This window comes from Cycloclasticus sp. (genome assembly GCF_019090545.1).
In the GTDB taxonomy this organism is placed as follows: Bacteria; Pseudomonadota; Gammaproteobacteria; order Methylococcales; family Cycloclasticaceae; genus Cycloclasticus; species Cycloclasticus pugetii.
Genome location: NZ_JAHRVT010000029.1, coordinates 1 through 13,794, shown reverse-complemented (window position 1 = coordinate 13,794; position 13,794 = coordinate 1). Strand labels below are relative to the sequence as shown.

Below are 13,794 nucleotides of genomic sequence, written 5' to 3'. Positions count from 1 at the left end.
CCACTTTTGGCAACAACGATCACATGCATCAACACATCCGGTAGGGTGCTTGAATTAAATCAGGTTACCGTTTGGGATGCGTGGTAGTTATCAACCCGAGTCATGTCAGATTATCTGGCTGGCTATAACATAAGGAATTAAAAGAAATGTCTAAAATCACAATGCGTGAAATGCTCGAAGCTGGTGTCCATTTTGGTCACCAAACGAGGTACTGGAACCCTAAAATGGCCCCTTACATCTTTGGTGAGCGTGGCAAAATTCATATCATTAACTTAGAGAAAACCTTACCTCTTTTTAATGATGCATTAAATTTCATCAACAAACTAGCAGCAAACAAAGGCACTATCATGTTTGTTGGAACAAAAAAAGCCGCTCGTAAAACAGTTGCAGAAGAAGCAAAACGTTGCAGCATGCCATATGTTGATCACCGTTGGTTAGGTGGTATGTTGACAAACTTCGGTACCATCAAAAAATCAATTAATCGTTTAAAAGAACTTGAAACGATGCGTGAAGACGGTAGCTTGAATCGTTTTAGCAAAAAAGAAGGTTTAAAGTTCATGCGCCAGCTGGAAAAACTAGAGCGCAGTGTTGGCGGTATTAAAGACCTTAAAGGCCCACCCGATGCTATTGTAGTAATGGATGTAGGCTATGAAAAAATCGCAGTTAAAGAAGCGGCTAAATTAGGTATTCCAGTGATTGGTATTGTTGATTCAAACAATAAACCTAATGATGTGGATTATGTAATACCAGGTAACGATGACTCAATCAGAGCCTTAACACTATATTGCCAAAGTTTTGCCGGTGCGATTCTTGAAGGTAAAGCCAGCGTAATTAAAGAATTAGTTGATAATAAAGAAGTGGCTAAATCAGTTTCTAAAAAACCGGCTGTGAAAAAAACAGCTGTAAAAAAAGCAGCAACTGAAGAAGTAAGCAAAGAAGGTTAATCGCTACAGCTTAGAAGACAATGAACGCCTCCTGTTGGGGGCGTTTTTATGATTAATTAATATAGACAGAGGTTTAGAATGAGTGTAACAGCTGCAATGGTCAAAGAATTACGTGAAAGAACGGGTTCTGGCATGATGGAATGCAAAAAAGCATTAGTAGAAACAGGTGGTGATTTAGAAGTTGCGATTGAAAACATGCGTAAATCAGGCATGGCAAAAGCAGATAAAAAAGCTGGGCGTATTGCTGCTGAAGGTGTTTTAAAGGTTGCAACATCCGGTGATGGATCAGCAACAACGATTGTTGAAATTAACAGTGAAACTGACTTTGTTTCAAAAGGTGATGATTTTGTTGAGTTTGCTACAGTGGTTGCAAACACGATTGTTAATAATGACGTCGCTGATGTTGAAGCATTAAATAATGCAACGATTGACGGTGAATCTGTGACAGTTGATGAAAAACGACGTGCATTGATTGCTAAAGTTGGTGAAAACATTAATGTTCGACGTTTTCAAACCATTAAGCCTGAATCAGGCGTTGTCGGTTCATATTTGCACGGTATCCGTATTGGGGTGTTGGTTGAATTGGAAGGTGGGTCTGTTGAATTAGCAAAAGATATTGCTATGCATGTTGCTGCGACCAATCCTTTATGTATTTCTGAAGCAGAAGTACCTGCAGAGGCTATTGAAAAGGAAAAAGAAATTTTTAAAGGGCAAGCTGCTGAAAGTGGTAAGCCACCTGAGATTGTTGAAAAAATGATCGTTGGTAAAGTTAAAAAATTCTTAAAAGAAGTCACCTTATTGGGTCAACCATTCGTTAAAGATGGTGATGTTACGGTTGAGCAATTATTAAAATCTAATAATGCTAAAGTCGTATCTTTCGTACGCTTTGAAGTAGGTGAAGGTATCGAGAAGAAAGAAGAAGATTTTGCATCTGAAGTAATGGCTCAAGTACGAGGCGATTAATTTAATGAGCGAGTTGACATATAAACGAATATTGCTAAAACTCAGCGGGGAAGCCTTTATGGGCGACTCCGCTGGTGGTATTGATGGTAATACAGTTTTAAGGCTAGCAGAAGAAGTTAAGCAGCTATGTGACATTGGTGTTCAAGTTGGTCTTGTTATAGGTGGTGGAAATATTTTACGTGGTTCTGAAGTAGCTTCAGATGTTATGAATCGTGTGACCAGTGATCATATGGGTATGTTGGCAACAGTCATTAATGCCTTAGCGATGCAAGATTCATTAGAGTCTCTTGGTCAGGATGTTCGCGTTATGTCAGCGCTTCAAATTAACCAAGTATGCGAAAGCTTTAAACGTAGAAGAGCGGTTAGACATTTTGAGAAAGGCCGCGTGGTTATTTTTGCAGCAGGGACCGGTAATCCATTTTTTACCACTGATTCGGCAGCGAGCCTCAGAGGTATTGAGGTTGAGGCTGAATTGCTGATTAAAGCAACAAAAGTGGATGGCATTTATTCTGATGATCCGGTTAAAAACCCTGATGCCACGCTGTATTCACGTATTAGTTTTGATGAAGCCATTGATCAGCGTTTAAATGTTATGGACGCAACAGCATTGGTACTTTGTAGGGATCATAAGTTACCATTAAGGGTCGTTAATATTTTTGATAAAGGTGCTATTAAACGTCTTGTGATGGGTGATGATATTGGCACACTTGTAGAATAACGGTAGAGATAATTATGATTGAAGATATTGTTAAAGATGGAAACCTAAGAATGGGTAAATCCGTTGAGTCTTTTCAAAAAGCATTGACAAAAATTCGTACAGGTCGTGCGCACCCAAGTTTGCTAGAGCATATTGTTGTGTCTTACTACGATGTTGATACACCCTTAAATCAAGTAGCAACAGTTAATATTGAAGACGCTAGAACATTGTCTATTATGCCGTGGGAAGCAGGTATGATTGGCCCAGTTGAAAAGGCTATTATGAAGGCAGATCTCGGGCTTAATCCAGTGACTGCTGGTAATGTCATTCGTGTACCAATGCCACCATTAACAGAAGAAAGGCGTCGCGATCTTGTTAAAGTGGTTCGTGGTGAGGCAGAAGCTGCGAAAGTTGCGATTAGAAACATTCGTCGTGACGCAAACTCTGAGTTTAAAGAGGCGTTAAAAGAAAAGATGATTACTGAAGATGAACTTCGCTCTGGTGAAGAAAAAATTCAGAAAATCACCGATCAGCATGTAAAAGATATTGATAAGCACCTTGAGGTAAAAGAAGCTGACTTGATGTCAATGTAGGCAATGAACCTAACATCGTGTGCTTTCAGTGTGTTTAACCTTGATCTAAGTTTTTACGACGTTGTCAAAAGAGATAAATAGGATTCTTGTGACTGACAACCAAGTTAAAAAAAATATAAAAAAAAGCCCTAAGCACATTGCCATCATAATGGATGGCAATGGGCGTTGGGCTACCGCTCAGGGTAAACCTCGTACAGCAGGCCATAAAGCGGGCGTAGATGCATTAAGAACCACTATCGAAACGTGCGCAAGCTACGGTGTAGAAGTGTTAACAGTGTTTGCATTTAGCAGCGAAAATTGGCGTCGCCCAGCGAAAGAAGTTAATGTGCTGATGGACTTGTTTATGTTGACGCTAAAAACACAAGCAAAACGATTACATAACAATAATATTCGTTTGAAAATAATTGGTGATAAAACCAAACTGTCCCAGTCGTTACAACAAAAAATTATAGATGTTGAGTTATTAACAGCTAAAAATACTGGTTTATTGCTGGTCATTGCAGCAAATTATGGTGGCCAATGGGATATTACGCAGGCAAGCCAATGTATGATGGCACATGCAGTCAGTCAAGACATTCCTTTAACAGACCTGAACATAGAAGACTTTTTATCCACTGCAGCTATACCAGACCCTGATTTATTCATAAGAACAGGTGGTGAACAGCGAATTAGTAATTTTTTACTTTGGCAAATAGCTTATAGTGAACTTTATTTTACAGACACACTTTGGCCAGATTTTGATAAGAATGCTCTTGATGTGGCCATTCAGTATTTCTCTTCTCGTGAGCGTCGGTTCGGACAGACAGGTGAGCAACTTGATGAAGATGGTTAAGGAATGACTAGTCTCGCTAAGAGGCTTCTAACAGCCATAGTATTGATTCCAGCTGTGGTCTGGATTGTAATGTATTCTTCTGAACCATTTTTTATAGGGGTTCTAAGTCTAATTGTTTTGATAGCTGGCTATGAATGGGCTGCTTTAAGTGCTGTAAAAAGCAAGCTATATAAATCTATATTTGCGATAACTGGCTTGCTGTTTTCGTTTGGTTTAACGCTTTTAAATGAACCTTTTTTAAGTGGTTTTTTTTACGCTAGTTTAATATTTTGGTTATTGGCGATCGTGTTGCTGATAACTAAAGCGCAAGATTTACTGGCAAATAAAGTAGCGCGCCCTGTGATGCTTTTAATTGGCTATTTATTGCTTGGTTTAATATTCATATCGCTTTACCAGTTGAGGCTCAATTTTGAACAAGGCCCTGAGCTTTTAATGTACCTATTATTGTTGATGTGGGTTGCTGATAGTGGAGCTTATTTTGCTGGCCGTTCATTTGGGCGTCATAAATTATCACCTCTTATTAGTCCTGGAAAATCTATAGAAGGCGTCATTGGTGGTGCATTAGCTTGTTTATTGTTGGCTTTTTTTGCAGATCAATATTTTGAAATTAACAACGGTACCATGTTTATAAGTGTGTCGGTGTTTGTTGCCTTTGTCTCGGTTTTTGGGGATCTATTTGAAAGCCTTATGAAGCGACGTGTAAACGTTAAAGATAGTGGGGCAATTTTACCGGGTCATGGTGGCGTTCTTGATCGTATTGATAGCCTTATTGCGGCAGCTCCTGTTTATGTTGCTTGTCTGTTAATGACAAAACTGTTCACATGAAAAATGTTTGCTTGCTTGGCTCAACTGGCTCAATTGGAGTTAGTACGCTTGATGTTATAAGACTCAATAAGAATGCTTACAGAGTAGTTGCACTGACAGCTAATAAAAACATTGGGCGGTTATTAGAGCAATGTATAGAATTTAAGCCAACTTATGCAGTGGTTCCAGATGCTGAGCTTGCAGATGCGTTTAGAGGGAAATTGGAACGCTCTGACGCATGTGAAACCCAAGTGTTATCTGGCATGGATTCTTTAGAGTTTGTTGCTAAACATTCAATGACTGATATTGTGGTGGCAGCCATTGTTGGAGCGGTTGGTTTATTGTCAACTTTAGCGGCTGCTAAGGCAGGTAAAACAATTTTACTGGCGAATAAAGAATCTTTAGTTGTATCGGGTGATTTATTGATGTCTGTAGTGAAACAAAATGGTGCCACCTTGCTACCGTTAGACAGCGAACATAATGCTTTATTTCAATGTATGCCCGATGCATACAAGGCTGGGCAACGTGCTGAGGGTGTTAGAAAATTAATTTTAACGGCTTCTGGTGGGCCTTTTTTGAATCTTAATGCCAGTGAGTTGGATAATGTAACGGTCGAGCAGGCTTGTGCACACCCAAACTGGTCAATGGGGCATAAAATCTCTGTTGACTCAGCGACTATGATGAATAAAGGTTTGGAGTTAATTGAAGCGAGTTATTTATTTGATATGCCCGCTGAATTAATAGATGTGCTGATACATCCTCAAAGTATTGTTCATTCGATGATTGATTATGTGGATGGGTCTGTTTTAGCGCAACTTGGAAACCCCGATATGCGCACACCCATAGCACATGCATTAGCATGGCCAAAAAGGCATGAGAGTGGCGTGTCAGCGCTGGATTTTCTAGTGAATAATCAATTAACATTTGAATCAGCCTCATATGAAAAATTCCCTTGCTTACGTTTAGCTTATGAAGCTTTAGATGCTAAAGGAACAGCACCAGCGATCTTAAATGCAGCAAATGAAGTCGCCGTTGAAGCATTTTTGGCAAAAGAATTAGCGTTCACTGGTATTTCCACATTGATTGAGCAGGTGTTGAGTATTACAACAGTGAGCCCTGCTGACTCAATTGAAAGCGTTTTAAGCGCAGATGCACAAGCACGTCAGGTTGCAAAAAATTGTTTGGAGAACGGTTAATGAGCATTATTATTTCAATGGCCTCTTTTATCTTGGCCTTAGGTATTTTGGTTACCGTTCATGAATTCGGCCATTTTTGGGTGGCGCGTAAATGTGGTGTGAAAGTATTACGTTTTTCTGTCGGTTTTGGTAAACCGTTAATTAAATTTAAAAGGAAAAATGACGAGACAGAATATGTCATTGCAAGTATACCGTTAGGCGGTTATGTGAAAATGCTCGATGAGCGTGAAGGAAACGTCGAAGAGAGTGAGAAAAAGCTAGCCTTTAATAATAAACCTCTGCTAAGTCGTTTCCTTATCGTTTTAGCGGGCCCTGTTTTTAACTTGGTGTTTGCCTTCTTGGTTTTTTGGCTAATTCTAACAGTTGGCGAAAGAGGTTTGAAGCCTGTGGTTGGTAAACTAGACCCGGCTGGTGTTGCTATTCATTCAGGTATTGAAGTTGGTGATGAAATTCTTGCTGTCAATGATCGTCCAGCAACTATATGGCGTGTGGCCATTGGCTTAATTGCCAGTGAAATGATTGATAATGGCTCGGTTGATCTCACCGTTGAGACACCTGGTGGACAAACAAAAGACATTCAATTTAACGTCCAATCGGGAGATATTCCTGAGCCAAACGATATTGTTAATAAGCTTGGTATTGAGCCTTTTTTGCCGACATTAAAACCGATGATTGGCAATATTGTTTCTGCTGAGCCAGCTGATTTAGCGGGGTTAAAGAGGGGTGATTTGATTCTGTCTGCCAATAATGAAGAGGTCGATAGTTGGCAACAATGGGTCTCAGTTATTCGTGCAAACCCAGAAAAAAGCATTTCTATAATAGTGCTAAGAAATAATGAGCGCTTAGCATTACGCCTTATTCCGCAAAAAATCATAGAAAATGATAGCCCGATTGGAAGAATTGGTGTGTCCCCATGGGTCGATGAGGTGTCAAATGACTTTTATACTACGTATTCATTGAATGGTTTTTCAGCGATAGTAGAAGCGGCCACTCAAACGGTTCATTATTCAATATTAACTGTTAAGTTAATTGGCAGAATGCTGATTGGAGAGGCATCTGTGCAGAACTTAAGTGGGCCTATTAGTTTGGCTCAATATGCAGGTAAAACGGCCACAATAGGTCTAATACCATTCTTAAAATTTTTGGCATTTGTCAGCGTTAGTTTAGGTGTTATGAATTTATTGCCGATTCCTATGTTAGATGGCGGTCATTTGTTTTTTTACCTCATTGAAGCGGTTAAAGGGAAGCCTGTTTCTGAAAAGGCTCAAGGTCTGTTTATGCGTGTGGGTTTATTTGTCTTACTTTGTATGATGGTGTTGGCCATTTTTATCGACATTGGTCGAATAATTGGTTAAATAAAAATACGTATTGAGTCAATGGATTGTTTTATCTATACTTGCTCGATACGCCTTAAACGAACATAACATTAAAACGCATTGTGATAAAAAAAATCAGAACACTATTTCTTCCAGTTTTTATACTATTTGTTCTATTCAGCTCAAATGTGGCATTTGCAGAAGAACCGGTGCTGGTTAAAGATATACGGGTTAATGGATTGCAGCGGATCACGGCGGGTGCTGTTTTTAATGCGCTAAGTCTGAAAGTAGGTGATCAATTTGAAGAGGAGACATCTGGGGAGATTATCCGAGAACTCTTTGAAATGGGCTTTTTTAGCGATATCAATGTGGACCTGAATGATGACATAGTCATTATTAATGTAAAAGAACGTCCAGCGATTACCAGTATCGAAATTGAAGGCAACGATGATATCGAAAACGAAACATTGCTTGAAGCATTTGGTGATGTTGGTATGGAAGTAGGACGTGTATTTAACCCACTAGTTCTCGATAAAGTTAAAAACGAATTACTTCAGCAATATTACAATAACGGTAAATATTCAGCAGAGGTTAGCAGTAAAGTGACAACACTTGAGCGTAATCGAGTGGCTGTATTAATCAGTGTTGTAGAAGGTTCAGCAGCAAGTATTAAGAAAATTAATATTGTTGGTAATAAGTCTTTTTCAGATGAAGAGATTTTGTCGGTATTTGAGTTAACAGGTCCAACTCTGATTAGTTTTTATACGAATAGTAATCAATACTCAAAACAGAAATTATCGGCTGATTTAGAACGTTTGAACTCATTCTATCAAGATCGTGGTTACATCAATTTTAAAGTTGAATCCACACAGGTCTCAATTAGTCCTGATAAAAATGGAATTTTCATCACTATCAATATCAATGAAGGGAAGGTGCACACAGTTAGTGAAGTAAAACTGGCCGGTGAGTTGATTGTTAATCCTGATAAGTTAATCCCTTACGTGATTGTTCAGCCAACAGATGTTTTTTCTAGGAAAAAAGCAACGCAAACATCAGAATACATTACTACCATTCTTGGGCAGGCGGGCTACTCGTTTGCAAATGTCAATATGATTCCTGAAATTGATAATGAATCATCAACAGTCAAAGTAACGTTTTTTGTTGACCCTGGGAAACGTGTCTATGTTCGACGTGTGTTGATGGAAGGGAATACTAAAACACGTGACGAGGTTCTAAGGCGAGAAGTTAGACAAATGGAAGCGGCATCCATTTCAACCAGAGCGGTTGATCATTCTAAAGCTAGGTTGTCACGATTAGGCCACTTTGATGAAGTGGACGTGGAAACCTTACCCGTTGCTGGTACCAGTGATCAGGTTGATATTAAATACACGGTTAAAGAAAAGTCATCGGGCAATATTTTAGCCGGCGCTGGGTTTTCTCAATCACAAGGAATTGTGTTAAATGCGAGTATTAGTCAAAACAACTTCTTAGGCACTGGTAAGCGGATGAGTGCTAGCTTTAATAATAGCTCAGTTAACACTATTTATAGTTTGGGTTATACCAATCCGTATTACACAGTTGACGGCGTGAGCCGAGGCTATAACATCAGTTATAGAACAACCGACTATAATAAAGCCAACAGCTCAAATTACGCAACTGAAACATTTAATATGGGCGTTAATTTTGGCTTGCCATTAAATGAAAGTGATAAGATTGGTCTAGGTTTGGATCTAGAGTTCACTGATATTCAGTTAGACAATAATCTGTTTTTTGGTGAAATAAATAAATTTATTGTTGAAAATGGTAATTCTTTTACTAACTTAAAAGCTTCTGCTTCATGGGGCACTGATACAAGGAATCGTGCTGTGTTTGCAACGCGAGGTGGGTCAAAACGTTTATCTGGCATCATTACAGTACCGGGTTCCGATCTTGAGTTTTATAAGTTGTCATATAATCAAGAGCAATATTTCCCAATCAGTACTAATACAACACTCTATTTGAATGCTGATTTTGGTTATGGTGATTCATATGGCGATGCTGAGAGCTTACCGTTCTTTGAAAATTATTATGCCGGCGGTAAAGGCTCTGTCAGGGGCTTTACAGATAATACACTAGGTCCTCGGGATATTTTTGACGATCCAATTGGCGGCAGTGTTAAATTAGTGGGTAATGCAGAATTCATCTTTCCTGTACCCTTTATGCCAGATAATAAAAGCGTCAGAATGAGTACTTTTGTTGATGCTGGTAATGTTTATGATGATGAGATAGACGTAGGTGAGTTACGTTATTCTGTTGGTGTGTCAGCAAAATGGTTGTCTCCATTTGGCGCATTATCCTTCAGTTTAGCAATGCCTATTAATGATGGAGAAGATGATGAGGTGCAAACATTCCAATTTGCCTTTGGCTCAGGGATATAAAATCGGCTAAAACCGAGGCTACAGGCACCACTTCAACTTAACGAAATATACCTTGATGGGTATTGATAATAGTAATGTAAACAGTAGGAGAACACATTGAAACTTTTTAACCAGATCTTAATTGCTAGCATATTAACAGTAGGACTTCTAAGTACCGCGCAAGCTGCCGACATCAAAATTGGCTTTGTTAACGTAGCTAGGATTTTAGAAAAAGCACCTCAGGCAGAAAAAGCAAAGGTGGCTTTGGAAAAAGAATTTTCTCCAAGAAATAAACGCTTATTAGCGAGTCAAAAGGAAATCAAAAAACTAGATGAAAAACTTGCTCGTGATGCCAAATTAACGAGTGAGTCTGAAACACGACGCTTACAGCGTGACGTGCTAGAAAAGAAACGTGCGCTCAATCGTGACCAAGAAGAGTTTAGAGAAGACTTTAATTTAAGACGTAACGAAGAGTTAGCCAAGTTACAAAAATTAGTTTTCGAAGCAATTAAAGGGCTTTCAGAAGCTGAAAAATATGATTTAGTGCTTCATGATGGTGTTGTTTTTGCGAGTGGCGCAGTTGATATAACCAATAAAGTTCAAAACCGTCTATCTACTGGTAAATAGCGTTAACCAAAATGGCTGTTGATTAATGCTGACTTTACAAGAATTAGCGGTCGCTATTGATGCTGATTTAATCGGTGACCCAAACTATCAAATCACTAGTTGTGCTACGCTTGAATCAGCTAGATCTGATCAGCTATCGTTTATCTATAATAAAAAGTACATTACAGATTTACAGACAACCAATGCGGGCGTTGTTATTTTATCGGATGCTTTTTTAGCAGGATATGATGGCAATGCATTGATTGTTAAAAACCCATATTTAGCGTACGCAAAAGCAGCAAATGTGATTCATGCCGCCCCTCCAAGAGTGGGCAGTATTCATGCTTCGGTTGTAATTGGTGATAATGCAAATATTGCTGAGGATTGCGTGCTGGCTCCTCATGTTGTTATTGGTGATGATGTCACCATTGGTAAAGGTTGTTATATAGGACCTGGATGCGTCATTGCCAATAAAGTAGTGATTGGTAATAATCTTAAGTTAGTCGCCAATGTAAGTCTTGGAGAAGAGACGAAAATAGGCGATAACGTTACGATTCACCCAAGTACTGTGATAGGTAGTGATGGCTTTGGCTATGCACCATACAATGATAAAAAAGGTTGGTGTAAAATACCTCAACTTGGACATGTTGTTATTGGTAATGATGTTGAAATAGGGTCTAATACGTCGATTGATTGCGGTGCTTTAGATAATACAGTTATTGGTGATGGCGTTAAAATTGATAACCAAGTTCAGATAGCACATAACGTTGTGATTGGTGACCATACAGCTATAGCTGCTTGTACTGGTATAGCCGGTAGTACGAAAATTGGAAAATATTGCACATTTGCTGGTGGTGTCGGACTAGTAGGGCATATATCGATAACAGATGGTGTGCATGTAACCGGCATGACAATGGTTACGCATTCAATTAATGAAGCCGGTGTTTATTCATCAGGTACACCGTTTCAAAAAAATACAGATTGGCTTAAGAATGCAGTTCGCTTTAAGCAACTTGATAAATTAACCAAAAAAATCAATTATTTAATAAAGTTAAAAAAGGAAAATTAATGTCGCTTGATGATGTAAGAAAAGTAATGGAATTCTTGCCACACCGTTATCCTTTTTTAATGATTGATAGAGTTGTTGAGTATGAGGCGGGCGAAAGGTTGTTAGCCGTTAAGAATGTCACTTACAACGAACCCCAGTTTACCGGTCATTTCCCACATAACCCGATTATGCCAGGCGTATTGGTTATTGAAGCATTGGCACAAGCAACGGGTCTGTTGTCGATGAAAACATTAACAGATCGTGGTGAAGACTTTGGCGAATACTACTTGGTAGGTATCGATAAAGCGCGTTTTAAACGGTCTGTTGTACCCGGCGACCAATTAATGATAGAAGCGGTTTTCAAAAAGAATAAACGAAATATTTGGTCCTTTTCAGCGTCCGCAACAGTCGATGGAGAATTGGTTGTGTCTGCTGAGATTATGTGTGCCTCAAAGGAGTCGACTAAATGATTCACCAAACGGCTATTATCGACCCAACAGCGTCTATAGATGAGAATGTAAAAATTGGTCCTTATACGGTTATCGGAGCGAATGTTTCGATAGGCACTGGAACGGTTGTTTCTTCTCACGTTACGATTAATGGAACAACAACAATAGGCAAAAACAATCGAATTTATCAGTTTTCGTCTATTGGTGAAGACCCTCAAGATAAGAAGTATGCTGGTGAAGAGTCATTCTTAGAAATTGGTGATAATAACGAAATCCGCGAATTCACAACAATTCACAGAGGCACAACACAGGATAAAAATATTACGAAAATTGGTAGTAATAATTTATTCATGGCCTATACACATGTTGCTCATGACTGTGTGATTGCCGACGATGTTATTCTTGCTAATGCTGCTTCATTAGGTGGTCATGTACATATTGGCAATAATGCTATCTTGGGCGGTTTCTCCATCGTCCATCAGTTTTGTCATTTGGGTGATCATTGTTTTTCAGCTATGGGTAGCGCGATTACAAAAGATGTGCCGCCTTTTGTAATGGTTGGTGGTCGACCTACCAAACCTCATGGGATCAATACGGTTGGATTAGATAGGCGTGGCTTTTCAGCGGACACTATTTTGCAGGTTAAACGAGCCTATAAATTGCTTTATAAATCAGGCTTAAAGTTAGCTGATGCTAAAGCAGAATTAGTCAATGTTGTAAAAGATCACCCCGAGTTAACCATCATGTTGGATTTTTTAGAGAATTCTAGCCGCAGTATTTTACGATAGTTAGACAGGTAAGCTTCACAAGGATTACCGTGCGTTTACTATGATGCCCACAATTATTGATAAACCTATAAAAGTTATGCTGGTTGCCGGTGAGCACTCTGGTGATATTTTGGGTGCTGGTCTAATAAAACGATTGAAAGAAAGGTACCCTAATGCAACGTTTTCCGGTATTGGTGGACCAAGAATGTTAGCTGAAGGTTTTCAATCGTATTATCCGATGTCTAAATTATCTGTTTTTGGCTTATTTGAAGTGATAAAACATTTACCGGAATTACTGGGGATTAGAAAGCACTTAAAAAAAATCATAATCAGTGAGAACCCAGATGTTTTTATTGGGATAGATGCGCCCGATTTTAATCTAAAACTAGAACGCGAGCTCTATAAAAAAGGAATTAAAACAGTTCATTATGTCAGCCCAACCGTTTGGGCATGGCGGCCAAAACGAATTAAGAAACTAATTGGTTCGTTAAATGCCTTGTTATGTATTTTTCCTTTTGAAGAAACTTATTTTAAAGATACTGCTGTCCCAGCTTATTTTATAGGGCACCCATTAGCCGATAAGCATCAACATCCTATCAATACACAGGCGGCTAGACAGTCTTTAGGATTACACAGTGAACAACCGGTATTAACAATAATGCCCGGTAGCAGGCTTGGTGAGCTTGAACGACATAGTTTTTTATTTTTACAGACCGCCTATAATTGCTCAAATAATATTTCTGGACTCAAAATTTTAGTACCAATGCCAGATCAAGTGGTTGCAGATAAATTTGAAGAATATTATAGAGCGTCGGGGTTGACGCTCGATTTAGAGATAAAAGTAAGGGCGACTACGGAAATGATTGCAGCTGCCAATATGGTGTTAGTGGCTTCTGGTACAGCAACGCTTGAGGTGATGTTGTTTAAAAAACCGATGGTGGTTGCCTACAAATTATCAGCACTAACTGCATGGGTCATTAAAACATTCGATTTACTAAAAGCACCCTTCGTATCGATGCCAAACTTAATAGCAGGCAAAGAATTGGTTAAAGAATATTTACAAGATGACATTAAAGTCGCTACGTTAACTGAAGAATTGGTTAGTTTTTACCAAGATAAAGATAAGACTCAAACTATAGTGAATGAATTTAATAAAATGAAAATAAAATTGACACGTCAGGCT

14 protein-coding genes are annotated in these 13,794 nt (G+C 38.9%); all 14 read left to right on the top strand.

Features of this window, described 5'->3' with window-relative positions; translation table 11 throughout:
- Positions 1–146 precede the first annotated feature (146 nt).
- A complete protein-coding gene (rpsB, locus tag KUG63_RS06605; RefSeq protein WP_015005820.1) occupies positions 147–944 on the top strand; it encodes a 30S ribosomal protein S2 in 798 nt (265 codons plus the stop codon).
- A gap of 78 nt (positions 945–1,022) precedes the next feature.
- Positions 1,023–1,907: a translation elongation factor Ts gene (gene tsf / locus KUG63_RS06600; RefSeq protein ID WP_015005821.1), complete on the top strand. Its 885-nt coding sequence runs from the start codon at positions 1,023–1,025 to the stop codon at positions 1,905–1,907.
- A gap of 4 nt (positions 1,908–1,911) precedes the next feature.
- Positions 1,912–2,625, top strand: a complete 714-nt coding sequence (gene pyrH / locus KUG63_RS06595) for a UMP kinase (RefSeq protein WP_015005822.1) — start codon at positions 1,912–1,914, stop codon at positions 2,623–2,625.
- A gap of 14 nt (positions 2,626–2,639) precedes the next feature.
- Positions 2,640–3,197 (top strand): ribosome recycling factor, encoded by a 558-nt coding sequence (gene frr, locus KUG63_RS06590; RefSeq protein ID WP_015005823.1) that lies wholly within the window; start codon positions 2,640–2,642, stop codon positions 3,195–3,197.
- An 88-nt stretch (positions 3,198–3,285) separates the two neighbouring features.
- On the top strand, positions 3,286–4,029 hold the full coding sequence (uppS, locus tag KUG63_RS06585; protein ID WP_020162109.1) for a polyprenyl diphosphate synthase: 744 nt from the start codon (positions 3,286–3,288) through the stop codon (positions 4,027–4,029).
- A gap of 3 nt (positions 4,030–4,032) precedes the next feature.
- On the top strand, positions 4,033–4,854 hold the full coding sequence (locus KUG63_RS06580) for a phosphatidate cytidylyltransferase (RefSeq protein WP_073024372.1): 822 nt from the start codon (positions 4,033–4,035) through the stop codon (positions 4,852–4,854).
- Entirely contained in the window at positions 4,851–6,029 is a 1,179-nt protein-coding gene (ispC, locus tag KUG63_RS06575) for a 1-deoxy-D-xylulose-5-phosphate reductoisomerase (protein ID WP_020932690.1), read from the top strand. Before KUG63_RS06580 ends, ispC begins: the two co-directional genes overlap by 4 nt.
- A complete protein-coding gene (rseP, locus tag KUG63_RS06570; protein WP_020162112.1) occupies positions 6,029–7,384 on the top strand; it encodes an RIP metalloprotease RseP in 1,356 nt (451 codons plus the stop codon). The genes ispC and rseP overlap by 1 nt, the downstream gene beginning before the upstream one ends.
- A gap of 149 nt (positions 7,385–7,533) precedes the next feature.
- Positions 7,534–9,762: an outer membrane protein assembly factor BamA gene (bamA, locus tag KUG63_RS06565; protein WP_277642110.1), complete on the top strand. Its 2,229-nt coding sequence runs from the start codon at positions 7,534–7,536 to the stop codon at positions 9,760–9,762.
- 96 nt (positions 9,763–9,858) lie between these two features.
- On the top strand, positions 9,859–10,368 hold the full coding sequence (locus tag KUG63_RS06560) for an OmpH family outer membrane protein (protein WP_287554480.1): 510 nt from the start codon (positions 9,859–9,861) through the stop codon (positions 10,366–10,368).
- A gap of 25 nt (positions 10,369–10,393) precedes the next feature.
- Positions 10,394–11,416, top strand: coding sequence for a UDP-3-O-(3-hydroxymyristoyl)glucosamine N-acyltransferase (gene lpxD, locus KUG63_RS06555; protein WP_287554478.1), 1,023 nt, complete (start codon positions 10,394–10,396; stop codon positions 11,414–11,416).
- Complete coding sequence (fabZ, locus tag KUG63_RS06550; RefSeq protein WP_015005831.1) at positions 11,416–11,865, top strand: 3-hydroxyacyl-ACP dehydratase FabZ; 450 nt, start codon at positions 11,416–11,418, stop codon at positions 11,863–11,865. Before lpxD ends, fabZ begins: the two co-directional genes overlap by 1 nt.
- Positions 11,862–12,632, top strand: coding sequence for an acyl-ACP--UDP-N-acetylglucosamine O-acyltransferase (gene lpxA, locus KUG63_RS06545; protein WP_015005832.1), 771 nt, complete (start codon positions 11,862–11,864; stop codon positions 12,630–12,632). Before fabZ ends, lpxA begins: the two co-directional genes overlap by 4 nt.
- A 40-nt stretch (positions 12,633–12,672) precedes the next feature.
- Positions 12,673–13,794, top strand: a 1,122-nt coding sequence (lpxB, locus tag KUG63_RS06540; RefSeq protein ID WP_287554475.1) for a lipid-A-disaccharide synthase, incomplete at its 3' end; no start/stop codon positions are given.

Excerpts from the sequence above, each read along its gene's own strand:
- rpsB (WP_015005820.1), top strand. The coding sequence starts at position 147 with ATGTCTAAAATCACAATGCGTGAAATGCTCGAAGCTGGTGTCCATTTT.
- tsf (WP_015005821.1), top strand. The coding sequence starts at position 1,023 with ATGAGTGTAACAGCTGCAATGGTCAAAGAATTACGTGAAAGAACGGGT.
- pyrH (WP_015005822.1), top strand. The coding sequence starts at position 1,912 with ATGAGCGAGTTGACATATAAACGAATATTGCTAAAACTCAGCGGGGAA.
- frr (WP_015005823.1), top strand. The coding sequence starts at position 2,640 with ATGATTGAAGATATTGTTAAAGATGGAAACCTAAGAATGGGTAAATCC.
- KUG63_RS06580 (WP_073024372.1), top strand. The coding sequence starts at position 4,033 with ATGACTAGTCTCGCTAAGAGGCTTCTAACAGCCATAGTATTGATTCCA.
- ispC (WP_020932690.1), top strand. The coding sequence starts at position 4,851 with ATGAAAAATGTTTGCTTGCTTGGCTCAACTGGCTCAATTGGAGTTAGT.
- rseP (WP_020162112.1), top strand. The coding sequence starts at position 6,029 with ATGAGCATTATTATTTCAATGGCCTCTTTTATCTTGGCCTTAGGTATT.
- lpxD (WP_287554478.1), top strand. The coding sequence starts at position 10,394 with ATGCTGACTTTACAAGAATTAGCGGTCGCTATTGATGCTGATTTAATC.
- fabZ (WP_015005831.1), top strand. The coding sequence starts at position 11,416 with ATGTCGCTTGATGATGTAAGAAAAGTAATGGAATTCTTGCCACACCGT.
- lpxA (WP_015005832.1), top strand. The coding sequence starts at position 11,862 with ATGATTCACCAAACGGCTATTATCGACCCAACAGCGTCTATAGATGAG.